At 40.7% G+C, this 17212-nt stretch carries 14 protein-coding genes; 6 read left to right on the top strand and 8 right to left on the bottom strand.

Translation table 11 applies throughout. The annotated features are described in order from the left end of the window. Window positions 1-813, top strand: coding sequence for a YoaK family protein (locus FO442_RS02580; protein ID WP_144331571.1), 813 nt, complete (start codon window positions 1-3; stop codon window positions 811-813). Here FO442_RS02580 and trmD read toward each other — a convergent pair whose 3' ends face one another. Further along, window positions 814-1506, bottom strand: coding sequence for a tRNA (guanosine(37)-N1)-methyltransferase TrmD (gene trmD, locus FO442_RS02575; protein WP_144331570.1), 693 nt, complete (start codon window positions 1504-1506; stop codon window positions 814-816). It lies immediately after the preceding gene. A 264-nt stretch (window positions 1507-1770) separates the two neighbouring features. Here trmD and FO442_RS02570 point away from each other — a divergent pair, with 264 nt between their 5' ends. Continuing rightward, window positions 1771-1974, top strand: a complete 204-nt coding sequence (locus FO442_RS02570) for a hypothetical protein (protein WP_144331569.1) — start codon at window positions 1771-1773, stop codon at window positions 1972-1974. Window positions 1975-2172: 198 nt separating this feature from the next. Here the strand turns inward: FO442_RS02570 and FO442_RS02565 are convergent, their stop codons facing one another. After that, the gene (locus tag FO442_RS02565; RefSeq protein WP_144331568.1) at window positions 2173-3048 is read right to left on the bottom strand and encodes an EamA family transporter; all 876 of its coding nucleotides are present in this window, start codon (window positions 3046-3048) and stop codon (window positions 2173-2175) included. Window positions 3049-3349: 301 nt separating this feature from the next. Here FO442_RS02565 and FO442_RS02560 point away from each other — a divergent pair, with 301 nt between their 5' ends. Then, on the top strand, window positions 3350-5770 hold the full coding sequence (locus FO442_RS02560; protein WP_144331567.1) for a TonB-dependent receptor: 2421 nt from the start codon (window positions 3350-3352) through the stop codon (window positions 5768-5770). A 41-nt stretch (window positions 5771-5811) separates the two neighbouring features. Here the strand turns inward: FO442_RS02560 and FO442_RS02555 are convergent, their stop codons facing one another. From FO442_RS02555 to FO442_RS02535, 5 genes are all read right to left on the bottom strand, one after another. Next, complete coding sequence (locus FO442_RS02555) at window positions 5812-6297, bottom strand: YcxB family protein (protein ID WP_144331566.1); 486 nt, start codon at window positions 6295-6297, stop codon at window positions 5812-5814. Window positions 6298-6427: 130 nt separating this feature from the next. After that, entirely contained in the window at window positions 6428-7516 is a 1089-nt protein-coding gene (locus FO442_RS02550; RefSeq protein WP_144331565.1) for a methyltransferase, read from the bottom strand. A 20-nt stretch (window positions 7517-7536) separates the two neighbouring features. Next, window positions 7537-11802, bottom strand: coding sequence for a T9SS type A sorting domain-containing protein (locus FO442_RS02545; RefSeq protein ID WP_144331564.1), 4266 nt, complete (start codon window positions 11800-11802; stop codon window positions 7537-7539). A 32-nt stretch (window positions 11803-11834) separates the two neighbouring features. Continuing rightward, window positions 11835-12641: an N-acetylmuramic acid 6-phosphate etherase gene (gene murQ / locus FO442_RS02540; protein ID WP_144331563.1), complete on the bottom strand. Its 807-nt coding sequence runs from the start codon at window positions 12639-12641 to the stop codon at window positions 11835-11837. A gap of 122 nt (window positions 12642-12763) precedes the next feature. Further along, the gene (locus FO442_RS02535; protein WP_144331562.1) at window positions 12764-13258 is read right to left on the bottom strand and encodes a phosphoribosyltransferase family protein; all 495 of its coding nucleotides are present in this window, start codon (window positions 13256-13258) and stop codon (window positions 12764-12766) included. A gap of 199 nt (window positions 13259-13457) precedes the next feature. Here FO442_RS02535 and FO442_RS02530 point away from each other — a divergent pair, with 199 nt between their 5' ends. The 3 genes from FO442_RS02530 (at window position 13458) to FO442_RS02520 (ending at window position 16364) form a co-directional block, all read left to right on the top strand. Continuing rightward, complete coding sequence (locus FO442_RS02530; protein ID WP_186279843.1) at window positions 13458-14366, top strand: toxin-antitoxin system YwqK family antitoxin; 909 nt, start codon at window positions 13458-13460, stop codon at window positions 14364-14366. Further along, window positions 14363-14866 carry a hypothetical protein gene (locus tag FO442_RS02525; protein ID WP_144331560.1) on the top strand — a complete coding sequence of 168 codons (504 nt, stop codon included), beginning with the start codon at window positions 14363-14365 and terminating at the stop codon, window positions 14864-14866. The genes FO442_RS02530 and FO442_RS02525 overlap by 4 nt, the downstream gene beginning before the upstream one ends. A 67-nt stretch (window positions 14867-14933) precedes the next feature. Beyond that, window positions 14934-16364, top strand: coding sequence for a hypothetical protein (locus FO442_RS02520; protein WP_144331559.1), 1431 nt, complete (start codon window positions 14934-14936; stop codon window positions 16362-16364). 181 nt (window positions 16365-16545) lie between these two features. Here the strand turns inward: FO442_RS02520 and FO442_RS02515 are convergent, their stop codons facing one another. Then, window positions 16546-17046 carry a hypothetical protein gene (locus FO442_RS02515; RefSeq protein WP_144331558.1) on the bottom strand — a complete coding sequence of 167 codons (501 nt, stop codon included), beginning with the start codon at window positions 17044-17046 and terminating at the stop codon, window positions 16546-16548. Window positions 17047-17212: the final 166 nt, after the last annotated feature.

The raw sequence follows: 17212 nt of genomic DNA, 5'->3' as shown, positions 1-17212 counted from the left end.
ATGTTACGCAGATTTAGCAATAGCAGAACTTTCCAGGATAATTTAAGATTGGGAGTTTTTACAGCACTGATCGCCGGCATGGTGAACGTCGCTTCGTTGGTGTTATTTTATTCTTTTACGTCCAACTTAACCGGGCATTTTGCCATTCTGGCCCAGGAGATTGCAGATGGAAAATGGTTCCAGATGCTGGTGGTACTGTTTTGGATTGTTTTGTTCTTCTCTGGGAGCTTCCTGTCAAACAATCTGATTATTAACAGCACGCGGAAAAATGCCTTTGTATCGCACAGTATCCCGATGGTACTTGAAATCGGGTGTTTTATATTTGTGGGGATTTACGGACAGTTTTTTTACGCCGAAACACTGACTCAAACAGAAATTTTGGTCGCCGTGCTTTTATTCTCCATGGGACTTCAAAACGGGTTGACAGCGAGTATTTCCAATTTCCAGGTAAAAACAACACATTTAACAGGGCTGACAACCGATTTGGCGATTCATTTATCTTTATTGACCAAGAAGAAATACCGAATGAACGCACAGGTGGTAGAAAAAACAAAATTAATGGCTGCGATTATGAGTGCTTACCTGGCGGGAGGCGTTTTCTCGGGATTGATTATTCAATCGGTTCATTTTCAGGTGTTCTATTTTATTTCTGCAGCTATGCTGGGAGTGTTGACTTATGATTTTGTCAAAACCTACGTTCCGTTCTATGTGAACAAGAAGAAACACGATATGATCCTGAAAACCAGGTTGGAGAAGATCCAAAGCACGCTCAAGAATACGGCAAAGAAAAACGGGGTGTTGGAGAGTAAATAATCAGGCTTCTCCGGTAAACTTTTTGTACAGATCAGGTCTTCGGATTCGCGTTCGTTCGATAGCCTGCTGTTCTCTCCACTGCTCAATTTTTCCAAAGTCCCCGGATAACAGAATGTCGGGGACTTTCCATCCGTTAAATTCCGGCGGACGCGTATAAACTGGGGGCGAAAGCAGGTCGTCCTGGAAACTGTCTGTTAATGCAGAAGTTTCGTCATTCATAACACCCGGGATTAATCTCCCGATGCTGTCAACCAACACGGCTGCAGCCAATTCGCCTCCTGTCAGAACGTACGACCCGATTGAAATTTCCTTGGTGATGTAATGTTCCCGAATGCGTTCATCTACCCCTTTGTAATGTCCGCAAAGGATCAGGATATTCTCTTTCAGACTCCAGGAGTTACTGTGTCGTTGTTCCAGTAATTCTCCGTCGGGGGTCATGTAAATGATCTCATCGTAATTGCGTTCCGATTTCAATTTCTCAATCAGTATAACAATCGGTTCAATAGCCATTACCATTCCGGCTCCGCCACCGTATTGGTAGTCATCCACATTCTTATGCTTATCGGTAGAGTAATCCCGGATATTGTGAATATGGATTTCCAGGAGTCCGCGTTCCTGTGCACGCTTCATCATGGAGACATTGAAAGGACCATTTAAGAGTTCCGGAAGTATGGTGAGAATATCGAATCGCATGAAGCAAAGTTAGTGAAATTCACCTGACCGGCTATTTTTTCTTCGCTTTAAAATAGGTGAAAATGCCCCTTTGAATCCAGTGAATAATATTCGTTATGGCACCAAAAGCTTATCGACTGGAGGAAGACCAGCAAAAAAGTAAACAGGTAGCGCACTGCACTTCAGTTTGGGTTTGCTGAAAAACACAAAAAACGAATTGAAAATGAATGAATTGAGTATATTCGCCAAATAATTGAAACTATTTACGAAAACCGAACTGTTCACATGAAAACCCTTTTTGCCCTTGCTCTTGCGTGTTGTTTCTCCTCCGGAGATGGAACGGTCTATGTTTGTGACTCACCAAGCTCTGTTGCCTATCATTATAAACGCGATTGCCGCGGACTCAATAACTGCAAACACGAAGTGAAGAAAACGACTGTTTCCGAAGCCGAAAAATTGGGGTTGAAATTATGCGGTTGGGAGGATTGATTATTTCTTCTTATCCTGCGTAGATTGAATGTGAAGACTTTTATAGTAATCAATTAGTGGTTAGCACCCTGTTGACCGGTAGGTACCATCAAAATTTGTGCATTTGCAGTAAAAAGAAAGAGCTATACCGCAAGTGGAGATCGTGATTATGTATTCCTTTTGCGTTCCATTGTGCATCTGTGTGGGAATAAAAGGGGGTTAATTCGTTTTTCTGGCATTAATCACCACAACCGTTGCAATGATGATCCCAACTCCCAGCCATTGAATACCTGTTACGGTTTCACGCAGGATTAGCTGTGCAGAGCAGATCGAAACAGGGATCTCGATTGCGGCCAAAATTCCCGCTAATCCCAAACCGGTTTGCGGAATCCCGATATTGAACAGGATAGGAGGGATTACTGTTCCGAAAAGTCCCAGTATAATTCCGAATTGAAGAAAAATCACCCAGTCCCAGTGTTCCCAGATCTGGATATTCCAATAGACCGTCACGGTAAGCAAACTTCCTACGATGAGCCAAAAACTGCGTACCACGCTGGATAACTGCGTTTCAATGTGGTTGGAAGCATGCATACTGACTGTGTACGACAAGGCTGCCAGCAACCCGTAAATGATTCCTTCCATCGAAATGTGTACATCTTCTTCCATCAGATTTGTAGCCAGGACGGTTCCGCCCAATACGCAGAAACTCCCCACAATCTTAAGCCAGTGAGCCATTTTTTGTGTTTGAATCATTTCCCACACCACGCTCATCCAAATAGATTGCATCAATAGGATAATCCCGATGGAAACAGAGATTGTTTGGATGGCGATGTAGTAAAAACAGCTTGTCAACCCCATGGATATGCCGAAAAGGATCAGTTTTGATTTGGATTTTAAACTTGCTTTTACCGGAGTTTGCTTTGTTTTGGCAAATTGCATCAGAATAAACAAAACGATTACTCCGGTTAGTGATTGGTAAAATGTAAGAATACTGGTGTGTGCGTCCTGGTTGTTGGCATACTTCACAATGGTGGCAAGAATTCCGTAACTCGCTGCTCCAAATCCTACAAATAATGCGCCTCTAAGCTTGCTCATAAATCTCTTTGAAACCTAAAATTACTCCTTTTTTCGACCGGGATTACATGCCTGTTCAGCTAAAGCGATATAGTAATCAAATTAATTTTGATCGCAAAAAATAAAGGAGGTAATGCGTTTAAGTTCGCCGGATCCCGATAAGGTTATTTTATCGGTTTGGATCATTATAGAACCGATTGTTTCAACGTTGGACTTATTCTTTCATCCGCACAAAAAACCGCTCAGCAATCACTAAAAACAGCTGGTAACAAATAAATAATTGATAAATCAATTAAGTGGATCTTTGTTCAAATCAATTTCAATGAAAACAAGACTGCTTATTTGTTTGCTCGTTTCTTTTCAATCCTTTTCACAGGAGAAAGCATGGATAAAGGGCCGCATTTTCAATCCCGAAAATGAAAGTGTGGCAGATGCTGTATTGTTTATCTATTCGGCAGATTCCACCTTGTTATCTATGGCGGTCTCGGAAGAAGACGGGCATTTTGAGGCGGATGTGATCCCGGTGGATACTGTTTTTATTCGTGTAACTCACGAGAATTTTACAGAGTTTACTACGCCGGCGATTCCATTTTCAGCTGCATCCGAACTCAATTTGGCTTTCCGGAATAAGACCAGGCAGGTAGAAGAGGTGACGGTTTCCGCTTCAAAACCAATGATCGAACGCAAACCGGGTATGATGGTACTGAACGTGGAGCAATCGTTGAGTGCAACAGGTTCTTCCGCTTTTGAGATCCTGGAAAAATCGCCCGGGGTAAGTGCCAGTTCGACAGACAATATCAGCCTGAACGGAAAAAGTGGAATTATTGTTCAAATTGACGGAAAAGCACAGCCCATGTCGGGAACAGATCTGGCTAATTATTTAAGAGGAATTCCTTCTTCAGCGATCGACAAAATTGAACTGATCAGCAATCCTTCCGCAAAATACGATGCGGCAGGTTCGGCCATTATCAATATTCGTTTGAAGAAAGATACGCGCCTGGGTACGAACGGGACAGCAACAGTTAATTACGGCCAAGGAGTTTATCCGAAGGCCGGGGCAGGAATTTCGCTGAATCACCGGAATAAAAAAGTAAATATTTTCGGGTCGTATAATTATGCTTACCGGAAAGGCTTCAATCACCTGATCCTGGAACGGCGGTTCTATCAGCAGGATACTTTTGTTGGAGCGTATATCCAGGATAACGATCTAAAATTCCCGGTTTCCAATCACAGTGCCCGGTTCGGAATGGATTTCCAGTTAAACATGAAAAATGCGCTCAGTTTTGTGGTAAACGGAATGAGTAATGCCTACACGATAGACGGAATCAACAAATCGGATGTACAAATGCAACAGGATGTCAATTCTTCCCGTTTTGAAACCACCAATGACCGAAAGGAAAAATGGTTCAACGGTTCTGCGAATGTGAACTACAAGCACGTACTGGATTCTAGCGGTTCCGAGGTGACGGCGGACTTGGATTATGCGGCTTATCAGAATGAAAACAATCAACGCTTCCATACGGGATATTATGACTTAAACGGAACTCCTATTCAAAATGCGTATATTCTTACAGGTGATTTGAACGGAAAACTGGCGATTCATGCCGCCAAAGTTGATCTGCACAAAGTGCTGAATGTGAAAAATTTCCTGGATGCGGGAGTCAAGTCCAGTTATGTTATTGCAGATAACGACCTGGAGTTTTATGACCGAAGTACCGGTACACCTGTTTACGACACCACGAAAAGCAATCATTACATTTACAGGGAAACCATCGGAGCGGGGTATCTGACCTGGAATTACGAAGGGAAAAAGTGGTCTTTTCAATTGGGAGCACGTGGAGAGTATACCCATGTAAAAGGAATCCAGAGAACGACCGATGCTGTTTCCGATACGGGCTATTTTCAATTGTTTCCAACAGCTTATTTAGGTTTCAATCTCTCGGAAAAACAGCACTTTGAACTAACGATGAACCGTCGAATCGACAGACCAAGTTACGATCAGTTGAATCCGTTTAAATTCTACCTGGATCCGTCTACTTATAGGGAGGGAAATCCTCATTTGCGTCCACAGACAACCTATACCTTTGAATTGGGGTATTCCTTTAAAAATGTACTGTTCGTGAATGCGGGAATTGCCACGACCAAAGATAACATTACCGAGGTCATTGCTCCGCTGACACAAAATCAGAACGTAACGGTTCAGACAAATATCAATTTGAGCAGGGCAGACTTGGTATATGCCAATATTTCTGCGCCGGTTCAAGTAACCAAATGGTGGAACAGTGTGAATAATATCAATGCATATGTAGCGCTTTATTCCGGGAATGTGGCACAAACGAATCTCAAAAACCGGGGTTCGGGAGTGTTGATCCTGGGTACAGTGAATACATTTACCCTGAAAAAAGATTGGTCGATTGAATGGAATGCATCGTATCATACACCTGAAATTTATGCTTTTGATCATATTAAGGAGATTTGGCATACGGGAATAGGCGTCCAAAAGAAAATCCTGCAAAGCCGCGGAGTGATCAAATTTGCTTGGACAGACATATTCTATACCAATTATATCCGGGCAAATGTTTCTTTCACGAATTACAAGGAATATTTTGATGTGAAACGGGATACGCGTGTTGCCACTTTAAGCTTTACCTACAAGTTCGGGAAAGCGAGTGTTGCCGGAAGCCGAAGAAGAGGAACCGGTGCAGATGACTTGAAAGGACGTGTCAATACGGGTGGAGGTTAGTCAAAAAAGCAAGTCTAAAAGTCAAAAAATAAATGATCTATTCAAAAATTCGATGGAACATTTTTTTTCCGAATAAGGCTTTTGATTTCATCCAGTTGTTGTGGAGTTACATCCTTTGCCGAGATCACATTTGCGACCAGTTTGTTCTGCCAGATTAAAATCAATCCCGCTTTTTTGCGAATGCGGATAATCTCGTTCCATTTAATGGTGGAAGAAAAGCCTTCTTTCGCAATTAAAACACCTTTGTCAGAAAAGTCATAAGTCGTCTCCTGCCGGATGCGTGGGTTGTTTTGGTAATGTCGCTTGGCATTATTGAAAATACTGAATGCAAATAATCCCAAGAATACGACTGCTACAAACACCAGCATGTATGCATCCTTATTGTGAAAGAAAAAGATAGCGATTAAGGCTCCGATAATTAATCCCAAAACTGCCAGAATGAGAAAAAGAACCTGAAGTCTTTTGAGTAATAAAATTCCGGTAAGTTTCGCGAATTGGGATTGTGTGAGTGTTGTTTTGATTTGCATTTTTCAAAATTACGAATTATGAATTGTGTAAGACAGACATTTTGGTTCTAAATTCGTTCTAGGGTTTATAACCCTAGAAGGGTGATGTCAAAAAAAAGAAGTATATTATTGTAGCGCGCGCGAAATGATCTTAGCGTCTTTCATTTAATTTCAAAATCCAACACTCTACAAATTCTTTCTGGCGCCAATTTATTTTGCGTGTTGTCTTTCCGGATGCCGGTGCAACTTTTTTTGTCGTTTTTTCAATCAAAACAAATCTGTTCTGCTCCAATTCCTGTTCAACCGGGTGAATAAAGCCGGGGTCCATCAATCCGGCGAGGTTGGAGAACAGAATCACCACTTGTCCATCCGGTTTTAAATGTTTGGAGGCTTCCTTAAAGAATCTCGGAAACAATTCCTGATCGTAATAAATCGCCAGGTCAATCCCCGAAACCTCTTTTGGAAGCGGAATCCACGGCGGATTGAAAGCAATAACATCGGATTGGATGCCCGATTCAGCAAACAGATCCCCGAAATACAAGCTTATCGGTTGATGTTCTTCGTGCTTTGACTCCCGGAGGATCCCGATCAATGCATTTGGGTTAATATCCGAAGCGTGAACTTCCTTAAAATCAAACTGATGGAATAATTTACTTAAAATCCCGCTTCCGATTCCAACATCAAATGCACGGTCTTTTTTACCGGAATAGTTCTTCAGGTAAGAAACAAATAACTCAATGTGTTCAAAACGGGTGGGGAAATAGGTTCCGTAAAACGGATGCAGCATTTGGTTTAGTCCCGGAATGCGAATTCCCTTTTTATACCACTGCCACGAACTGTTTAATCCCTGGACATCCGTGAATGGAAGAAAAAAATCCGTAAGTTCAGGATAAAGGATTTTGATCCAGCCAATTTCAGGAGCTTTCCGCACATGCAGTTGGTGATCCGAAATTTCAATGAGTAATAACTGAGTTGCTTTTCTAAAAGTTTCGCGATAGGTGCGCTGGGATTGAAAGGAATCAGTAATTGTTTTTTTTGAAAGTCGTTTTTTCAAGGCCTCAAGCACTGAAATTCCACTGCTGAACTGATCTGCGATTAACACATAATTTCCTTCCATCAAGGCTTCAACTGCGTATTTCGGATCAATGTTCTTCGAATATTCCAGTACCGGAATGTTTTCCGTTATCGGTTCCGGACGATTGACTGTTAAGTCCCTTGTGTGTTTGATCAATCGTCCCATTTCATGCTTTTAATAGTGCTCTAATTTTTTACAAGAATAAACTCCGATTGGTTGTTTTCCTCTGTTCTGATGCGAACAAAATAGGTTCCTTTTTCAAACGGACTCAGATCCAGTTCATACTGTATGATCCCTTCCGCCGGTATTTCAAGGATTTTTCTTCCGTCACCGGAATATACTTCAATATTAGCTGATCCGATAATATTTTCAAAAGTAATCAATGCTTTATCGGTTGTCGGATTCGGGTAAACGGAAATAGATTGGTCCAGTTCGTTGATGGAAAGATTCGTATACAGGAAACAAGCTGATGTGTCGCTGCATCCGTTATCTGTGACGATGACTGCATAATTTCCATTTGCTGTAGGAGTAAAGACTGGCGAAGTTTCTCCGGGAATTGCAGCAAAGTTTGCATTACAATTAACCCATTGAAAGGAAGCTCCGCTGAGATTACTGGTGTACAGGCTATTTCCCGAGAGCGTAATGTCTGTGTTCAATGCTGCAACCTGCATTGCAACACTGACTAAACTATCACATCCGCTAACACTTTGAAGTGCAATGATAACCTGTTGGCTTGTTTGAACATTGGTGATAATACTTCCGTCGGGGAGTATGACATTTTCTCCCTGACAAGCGGATATAAAGTGAATGGCTGAAGCGGCAGGAGGCGGAGTTACAAAGAAGTGGTAGTGTGCAAAACTATCACAGGCATTCGGGGAAGAAATGATTTGAGTATATGAATAATTCGGTTGAATTCCTGTAAGTATTGTGTCATTGGGAATTTCGTATTCTCCTCCCTGACAGATCGTAATATAGTGATCAGATTCATGATTTAAAGGTACGGATACCTCATATCGGATAATGCTGTCCATCCCGTTCAATGCTACCAGGGAATCAATGTGCACGAAGGGTGCAGTTACATGAGGAATTTCACTTCCGTCGGGGAAAGCGTATGTGTAATTGTAACAAACGGAATCAATAACCAACTGGAAATAATGCGGATTAAATACTACACCCTGTTCCAGTTGAAACTTCATATGTATGCCGTTAGTATGTGGAGTATAATTTAAGGAATAACCGAAATCAGATCCATTTGGTTGTAATGTATCCGCATTAAATAACCAGATAGCTTTGGTCATTAAAAAATATCCGTCATCCAAACGAATTAGATTTGAATTACTGACCGGTGTTAAGTCAAATCCATTGTAGGCACCTGTAGTCTGACTCAGGTAAACGTTTGAAATATTTCCGTTCAGATCATACTTTGAAATGAAATAACATAAATCATCTGAATTTATTGGAACAGACAAGCTGTTTTGTCCCAGCATTTCACACTGAACAAATGAAGTTCCTGAGGTTGTTGAATTGTTAAAGACACTTCCCAGGACAAATAAAGTGTCCTCATCCAGCAGAAGATCCAGTCCCCAGCCATAATAACTGTTGTAATTTCCGTTGATCCATTGGGTAATTCCATTCGTGTTTACTTTTGCCACAAAGAATTGTCCACCGGTGAAATTACTGACGCTATTATCAGCGTTTATAAATTGCATGTTATTTTGAAAAACCGGATTGAAGGTATTGTTCCCGGTGAAATAAAGATCTCCCAGCGCATCAATTTTTAATGTTGCAATAGAATTCTCTGCATTTACACCTGAAGTTGAACCGGAAAATCTCCAGAGGTAATTTCCTGAAGGATCAAATTTACAAATAAACAATTGGCTGTTTAAGTAGGTAGTATTTAGCATGATCGTATCTATACCGGAAGGTTCGTGTATCACGATATTGGATTGTCTGCTTCCCCACAGATAAAGATTATTTGCAGAATCAAATGACAGTTTTGCTCCAAAATTACCTCTGCTTTCAATCATAAAGTCAGATAGTGTTGTGCCGGTTTGGCCATCCAGTTTTAGGATTACATTTTGTCCCATGCAATCACTACAAATATGATCACTGTTTGTGATAGTCTCGACAAGCAAACCGTTCAAGTAAAAAGGTGCAGAAAGCAATTGAACAGGTGTAGTATAATTTAAGAAAGTAGTTGAAATGTATACATCATCGTTGGCGTCAGTTTCCATAGAGTATATTCTCAAATCATAGAAAAGTGAAGTGCCCCGGTACCAGATCGTATTTCCAAGTGAGTCAAGCTTTACCACAAAAGATTGATTATTCGCTATTGAATCCCCTTTGTTGTCAACTAAAACTGTCGGGTTATCTCCGATCATCAAAATATTTCCCTGGCTATCTTCTTTGATACTGCTGTAAATTTCAGAAAATCCACCACCGGAATTACCAAATGAAGTTGTTCTGACACACCATTTTAAGATTCCATAATTGTTGTATTTCGCAAGATAACCTCCCTTTGCAGGAAGACTCAATGAATCCCCAATACGGGACTCCAGGATTCTGTCGACATAATTTCCTAATACAAAATAACCTCCATTCCTGCACTTGATCATTTTTTTGATATCTCCCGGAACAGTTTGGCTTGGCGCCGTAAGCGGGGTAACTATTTTATTTCGGAATATCCACGAAGAATCTGTTGAGTAGGGCTGGTAAATAAACGGTCCGCGAACGGTTGTGGTATCGTAACAATTATTAGCTGTTCCTGCAATCAGGGTAACTTGTGAAGAACCCAGTCCTGTAAATGAATTAACGGGTGTTGGATTATTCGAAGTTGTTAGTACAGGGCTATTTGTAAACTGCCATTCAAAATTACTGGCATTTACACAGCGTTGGTAAAAACGTACATCTTCATTGACTTCCGCATTGATGATATCGAAATAAACGCGTGCAACAGGTTTCTCTACAGTTATTGAAATGGTATCCGTGAAATTCTTGTAACAGGCAGGCACATTGGAATTAGTTGCACGCAAATAGAAATTGCTGGCCTGGTTGAATGTGATGGACTGGAAGTTTAAGTCGGTTCCGTCTCCATTCCCTGATGTGCCGTAAATAGTTGGACTTCCGGTTTTTAAAAGGGTATAAAAAATCCCGTTCTCAGAATTGTGTATCGTAATATCCAGATTTCCCTGTTTGCAAAGGATCGTATCCAAAACATCGGTTGGCAAATTAATTTGGGGAATAGCAACTATGGTAATCGTTTTGGTAATTGTTTTGGAATAGCCTCCGTTGGAAACCACCAGTTTGATGGTATGCGTGCCGGGAGTTGAAAATGTATATCCATAATTGGAACAGGTCGAGGTAATAAGCGTGTTATCGACATAATTGGAACAACTGCTAACCGTTCCTTTGGTAGAAGAAATGGATTGTGGAGTATCCAGACATCCTCCGTTGTAATCGATCTGAGCATATGGCTCAACTGTGCCTCCCAAATCTGTTGTGAAAAGAATGGTTCCGTTATTTCCGCAAGCCAATAAATTTGTACTGGTCACGTAGGCAATATCGTAAATGGTGTACCCTGTTGAAGTCGGTTGAAACTCCATGATATTGCTGGAAGAATACGACTTGTAAATGCCATTATCCGTTCCGATATACACCTGATTGGTGTTGTATGTGACCGAATTTCCCATTAAGGAATCCCGGTAATATTGATGTGCTTCTGTTATTGTATTACCACTTTGCGTGCGGGCATAATTTTTCCCCACGGCATACATATTGAATGAGCCAATTTGGATCACATCCCGAAAATTCCTGGACGGTAAATAGTTTTGAGAAAATGTAATGATATTGGGAGAAATGTTATCGATTGTTCCATTTATCAGGTAATCATCTGCTCCGATTAGTAAGGTGTTTGTTGCAATACTTATTGATTTTAAATCAAATGAATAAGTAGTTGGAATGTAATTAACAACAGGATTTGATTCACTGAAATAGACGAGGATTCCATTATTTCCCACCACATAGATATGGTTGGTGTTTGGTTTGCCAGTGATCTTATAAAATTTGCTTCCACCGGTATGGACCAATTGAAGGTTGTTAGTGCCTATATTGTAACGAAAAATCACACCGACTGAGCTGACAGTGTCCTTTCCGCAGAAGTATATAAAATTATTGGAACTCATGTTGGCTCGCACCGACGAATAAAATTGACTATGATTGTAAATAACGGAATCAGACGGATTGACAAAGTTTTGTATTCTTGTCCATGTGCCGGCAGTTGCGCCTACATTCGTGGACATGTACGCACCTTTCTTTCCGGTCATGAGTCCTACATTACCTTTGAAAGAAATGCTGGTAAAATCGTCATTAATACCTGTATTTACCGGGTTCCAGCCACAAAATACCTGTGAGGTAAATAACAGAAAAGAGAAAATAGCCAAAAAAGTTTTCATATACTTTGATTTAGGTAGTGTAAAGATATTGATTATTTGTTAAATGCTTCCACAGCAGCTCTCACAGAACCGTGTTTCAACAACAATTCGTTTGCTTTTACTTCGTCCAGTCCGGTCGCATCCATGACCATTTTTGTACCACGATCAACCAGTTTCTCGTTGGATAATTGCATGTCCACCATACGGTTTCCTTTCACACGCCCCAAACGGATCATAATAGCAGTGGAAAGCATATTGAGTACCAATTTCTGGGCAGTTCCGCTTTTCATACGGGTACTTCCGGTAACGAATTCAGGACCCACAACAGGGGTAATGGCGATATCTGCCAGCTGACTCAATGGTGAGCCTGGATTACAGGAAATTCCACCGGTTAAAATGCCCTTTCGTTTAGCCTGTTCCAAAGCTCCAAGAACATAAGGAGTCGTTCCCGAAGCTGCAATGCCTACTACAATATCTTTTTCTGCGATCTTAAATGCTTCCAAATCTTTCCAGCCCTGTTCCCGGTCGTCCTCTGCAAATTCAACTGCCTTGCGGATTGCCTGGTCTCCGCCGGCAATAATCCCGATGACCATTCCATGGGGAACTCCGAATGTGGGAGGACATTCACTTGCATCTACAATTCCAAGACGACCGCTTGTGCCGGCGCCCATATAGAACAACCGACCTCCGTCACGCATGCGCTCAACACATTCGTCAACCAATTTTTCAATTTGCGGAATTTCTTTTTCTACTGCCAATGGAACAGTGTGATCTTCTTCATTGATCCCGATCAGCAAATCTCTAGTGGACTTACTGTCCAGGTCGTGATGATTGCTTTCGGATTCTGTTATTCTTTTCATGCTGAAAGTTCAAAGTTCAAAATGCTTGCGCTAAAGCTTTCGCATCGGCGCAGAGTTCAAAAGTTTAAAAAGTCATTGTCCGGAATGGAGGTTGAACTTTTTGAACCATTGAACTTTTTTGGTTATACCAAAAAAGCCTCAAGCGAACCATTCGAGGGCATCACCTCCACGCGTTCACCCAAAGTGGTCGTTAATGTCATTCCTACAAAATCACATTTGATAGGATATCTGCGGTGCATCCTGTCAACAAGGGCAACCGTTTTTACACTGCGTACAGGCTGTTCCAGAATTTTCATCACACCATACTGCATCGTGGTTCCCGAATTGATCACATCATCTACCAGAATAACCAGTTTCCCGTTAAATAAAGCCGGGTCAATAGAGCAACGGATGCTTGAGTCCAGCGGATGATCCTTATCCAATTCGATTTTAAAGTAAGTAACTTCCTGCGAACTGTTCCTGCGAATGATTTCGGTGATTTGTTGTGCAAACGTTTCTCCGTTCCCAATAATCCCGCCAATGAATAATTCCGGAATACCGTATGTGTTCTCTAAAATTTCGTGCGCCAGGCGCATGATTTTTTGCTCAATCTGATGCTGATTTAAAACCAATTTCATGGAATCAATAATTTGGTATAAAAGTAGTCAATTTTAAGAGAGTTCAGGGGGCTGACGTGTTCAAAAGTTTAAAAGCTCAAGAGTTCAAAATGTTCCACAGAGTTTAAATTTCATTGTTGAAATAAACTTTGAACCTTCTTTGAACCTTTCAACTTTGTTTGAAATGATTAATTTTGATCAAAATGAATTATCACCTGAAATGAAACTCAAATTAACACTTCTTTTTGCCGTTGGATTTACACTGAATTCGTTGAGCCAAAATCTGACGTTTGTCATGGACAGCATCATGAACGTTTATATGAAAAACGGTTATGCAAATGAGCATTTCAGACCTAAAGGAAAGGAGGATTCAAAGGGAAACAGACAGGGAAACTGGAAAGACTACGAAGTCAGTGAGGATTTTATGTATCTGACTGAAAATGACATCCCGATACGGTTGGTTGGTTTGTACCTGCTTTACGGGGAAGGGAAGTTTGTAGATAGCCTGCGGGAAGGCCCCTGGAAGTTTTATGTACTGGAGGATAAAACATTTCGGAAGATTCTTCAAAAAGAAGTGACATATACCAAGGGGAAGAAAACAGGAGCATATACCTACTTTTTTCCAAATGGAAAAGTAAGTATGACGGGTAGTTTTGATGAAAACAAAATGACGGAGGTCAAGGTATATTATGAAGATGGTAAATTGTTCAGAAGTACTTTCGTGCTTGCAGGAAAGCGGACAGGAAAATCGACTAATTTTTACCCGGATGGAAAGCCAATGCTGGAATGCACGTACATGAACGACACCTTAAACGGTTCTTTTCATTCTTATTATCCGAATGAAAAGGACGAAGAAGTATCCTTTTTTAAAATGGGCCAACCCGATGGGACCTATAAGTACTATCATGAAAACGGGCAGTTATGGATTGAAAAGGAATACAGTAACGGACTTTTGCTGAACGTCAAATGCAATTACGATGAATCCGGGAAGCTGCGTGATCCCGGAACATTGAAGGATGGGAACGGAACTATTTACTATTATACAAGAACTGGCTACGTTTACAATGTTCAAACCTATAAGAATGGGGTCATGATCTCGGAAGCCGCCAAATCGGAGTTTGACCGATGAAAATAATCGGGAAATGTTCACTTAAGCTGATCATCCTGCAATGTCTTTCGCTTTCCTTGTTTGAGGTGGTGTTTTTCCGGTTTCACACGTTTTTGAATGCAGATCTTTACGAATGTTTGATCAGGAGTAAGGGAGATCCTTCCACAGGATGTTTGGAACAATTTATGGGAACAGATGTAACGATAGGCCAGGTAATGTCGCAGATGTTTTATTCCCTTTTCTATGGATTCTGTTTTGGTGTTGTTTCGGTAATCGTGATCAATTTGATCCGGAAAAAATCAGTTTGGAATACGGTTTCAGTGGTATTGTTGTATTTGATTTTGTTTTTTACGGGCGCTTTCAAAAACAGGATTTTGGATTCCCTGATTTATTCCTTTGGAAGACTTTTTTCGGAGAAAATAGGAATTTCTAACTTAATTACATCACAGGTGGCTCTCCTAATTGCTTTGGTATTACTTTGGTTGAGTGTAAAAGAAAAAGAGCGGGTTTACAAAAATTGACAAGGAAATCGAACGATTGACGTCACTTTTCTGAAAAAACAGACACTAACCTTATTAAATTAGATTTATGAAAAAATGGCTTATTCTTACTTCCCTTTGTTTGTTGATACAACCGGCATTTGCCCAAAATATCGGTTTTCAATTTAAGATCAGCAAACCGTATTGCATTTTCAATTTCTTGGAAGCGTCGATTTACAGTCATACCACTTCACGGACATTGCAGCAGTTTATTGATCAGAAAACAGCAGGGGATAAGGAGTTTGCGCAACTGGCAACAGACTTCAGTCACATTCAATTGGATTACCAGTTCAAAAGAGAGGAGTTTCCGGCACTTCGACGTCAGATTCGCTCAACGTATGATCTAATTGATATTGCTTTGGTAAATTCGTCTACGATTGCTGAATTCAGGGATCGGATCATAGGAATACTTCCCAACAGCGAACTGGAAAAGTTAATTACGATTATGCAGTCGGCAGAAACCTATTACGATCGTATTATCTGGAAAGACAATGAAGCAAAATTGAACGCACAACGCATTGCTTTGGAAAAATATGCTGCTCAATGTTCCGAATCATTTACAAAGATCAACCGCTTTTACAATTCCTGCTGGATTAAAGAAATGCCATTTGTAGTGGCTCTTTATCCGATTCCGGGAGCAAGTGGAAACAGTACTGCAACACCGCACGCAAACAGTTTATGTATTGGAGTGCTCACGGATGAAACGGATCACGTGGGAAGAATCGGGGTGGTGTTGCACGAAATGTGTCATGTACTTTACGACGAACAACCAAGCGATTTCGAACACAAACTGGAAGGATACTTTGCAGAGAACAAATCGCCGTATAGCCAGTTTGCATACAATTTCTTTGATGAAGGGTTGGCCACTGTGTTAGGAAATGGTTGGGCTTACAAGTATTTGAGTGGTGAATTGGATCCGAATCCGTGGTACGATAATGAGTATATCAACGGTTTTGGAAAAGCTTTGTATCCGATGATTGAAGAATACATTGCCGGAAATAAGCAAATCGACCAGGATTTTGTGAACAAGGCAATTGATTTGTTTGGGAAGACTTTCCCGAATTCAATTACCGATTATGGGATTCTGTTAAACCGGGTGGCTATTTACAACGATGCAGATTCCGGTCCGGCGATTGATGAGGTAATGAATGGAGTAGGGAAGTATTTTCAATTAACCAATTCGCACTTTTCCTCTCCGATTTTAGATCCGATTGCCCTGGAACAATTAAAGACCGGAGATCAAACACAACTAATCATTGTTGACCGCAACCATCAGGCAACGCTAAAAGAATTAAAGAAACTGTTTCCTGAACTTTCGAAAGTGAAAATGATACCGAATACAATCTATGCTTTTTTTGATCGAAAGAAAAGACCGGTGATCATGCTGTATGCAACAGATAAAACCAACCTTGATTCGCTGTTGAAAGAAATGAAAACCAGGAAGTACCTGGATCAAACAAAAATCATTCAGAATAAATAGAGTATAGCAAGAGGGCTGGCGCGCAAAGTTGACTGCAAAATCAATATGTTTTTGTGTCGGCACGAGTACTGAGGTGTGAACGTTCAGCGGAGAAAAAATGCCGGATCTTTTAATCCGGCTTTATTCGTACAATGAGTGGTTTCAGATTCGTATCGCAATTCGTTTTCAGAAAGTGGCTGGATTAATTCACCTTCAAGCTCTCTTTTGAGATATAACGCCGTACAAAATTACTGTTTGTCATGATCAGGAAACTGATGAATGCTTGTGAAGAATAAATAACAATGTCTATCGTTTTTGAACCCTGATCGAATAAATAGAGACTTTCGACCAGTTTTGGAACTGCTTTTAAAAAGAGAATTCCCCCGATAAGAATAATGACGATCTTCAGTAATTTGTCGTAGGAAATGGTGAAATTAATCCGGATTTCCTCAAAACCTTTTTCAAGTTTTAAAAAATCAACTGTCCGCTGTGATTTCAAAATCAGGAACTGAAGAATGAGAAAATAAAAAACAAGAAGCGAAGTTAAATAAGCTGTTTCTACAATGACGTAGCGCCAGGAAAAAGAATCGGTTAAAACTGCCAGCACACTATGGATTGTTACGGGTAAGGAAATAATGCTGTTGATAATCAGCCACATCCCAAGTGTTTTTAAGGCTAGGTGCCAAAAGGTACGCATTTTCATGTTAAGTGTTTTTGTAGTGATCCGAAATTGAATAAAAATAATGAGTAATCCAAATTAAATTTTGACTAATCTTCGTTAAATAAGATTGTTAACTCATTGAAAGAACTCAGGATATGGGACATTCAGGAGGCTTGCAGATATCAAAACGCTGTTAATAACTCCGTAA

It is taken from the genome of Fluviicola chungangensis (assembly GCF_007558725.1).
Classification (GTDB): Bacteria; Bacteroidota; Bacteroidia; order Flavobacteriales_D; family Crocinitomicaceae; genus Fluviicola; species Fluviicola chungangensis.
This window is presented reverse-complemented; position numbering and strand designations above follow the sequence as displayed.

Bases quoted from the DNA above. Each gene is read 5' to 3' on its own strand.
- FO442_RS02580 (WP_144331571.1), top strand. From the start codon at position 1: ATGTTACGCAGATTTAGCAATAGCAGAACTTTCCAGGATAATTTAAGA.
- trmD (WP_144331570.1), bottom strand. From the start codon at position 1,506: ATGCGATTCGATATTCTCACCATACTTCCGGAACTCTTAAATGGTCCT.
- FO442_RS02570 (WP_144331569.1), top strand. From the start codon at position 1,771: ATGAAAACCCTTTTTGCCCTTGCTCTTGCGTGTTGTTTCTCCTCCGGA.
- FO442_RS02565 (WP_144331568.1), bottom strand. From the start codon at position 3,048: ATGAGCAAGCTTAGAGGCGCATTATTTGTAGGATTTGGAGCAGCGAGT.
- FO442_RS02560 (WP_144331567.1), top strand. From the start codon at position 3,350: ATGAAAACAAGACTGCTTATTTGTTTGCTCGTTTCTTTTCAATCCTTT.
- FO442_RS02555 (WP_144331566.1), bottom strand. From the start codon at position 6,297: ATGCAAATCAAAACAACACTCACACAATCCCAATTCGCGAAACTTACC.
- FO442_RS02550 (WP_144331565.1), bottom strand. From the start codon at position 7,516: ATGGGACGATTGATCAAACACACAAGGGACTTAACAGTCAATCGTCCG.
- FO442_RS02545 (WP_144331564.1), bottom strand. From the start codon at position 11,802: ATGAAAACTTTTTTGGCTATTTTCTCTTTTCTGTTATTTACCTCACAG.
- murQ (WP_144331563.1), bottom strand. From the start codon at position 12,641: ATGAAAAGAATAACAGAATCCGAAAGCAATCATCACGACCTGGACAGT.
- FO442_RS02535 (WP_144331562.1), bottom strand. From the start codon at position 13,258: ATGAAATTGGTTTTAAATCAGCATCAGATTGAGCAAAAAATCATGCGC.
- FO442_RS02530 (WP_186279843.1), top strand. From the start codon at position 13,458: ATGAAACTCAAATTAACACTTCTTTTTGCCGTTGGATTTACACTGAAT.
- FO442_RS02525 (WP_144331560.1), top strand. From the start codon at position 14,363: ATGAAAATAATCGGGAAATGTTCACTTAAGCTGATCATCCTGCAATGT.
- FO442_RS02520 (WP_144331559.1), top strand. From the start codon at position 14,934: ATGAAAAAATGGCTTATTCTTACTTCCCTTTGTTTGTTGATACAACCG.
- FO442_RS02515 (WP_144331558.1), bottom strand. From the start codon at position 17,046: ATGAAAATGCGTACCTTTTGGCACCTAGCCTTAAAAACACTTGGGATG.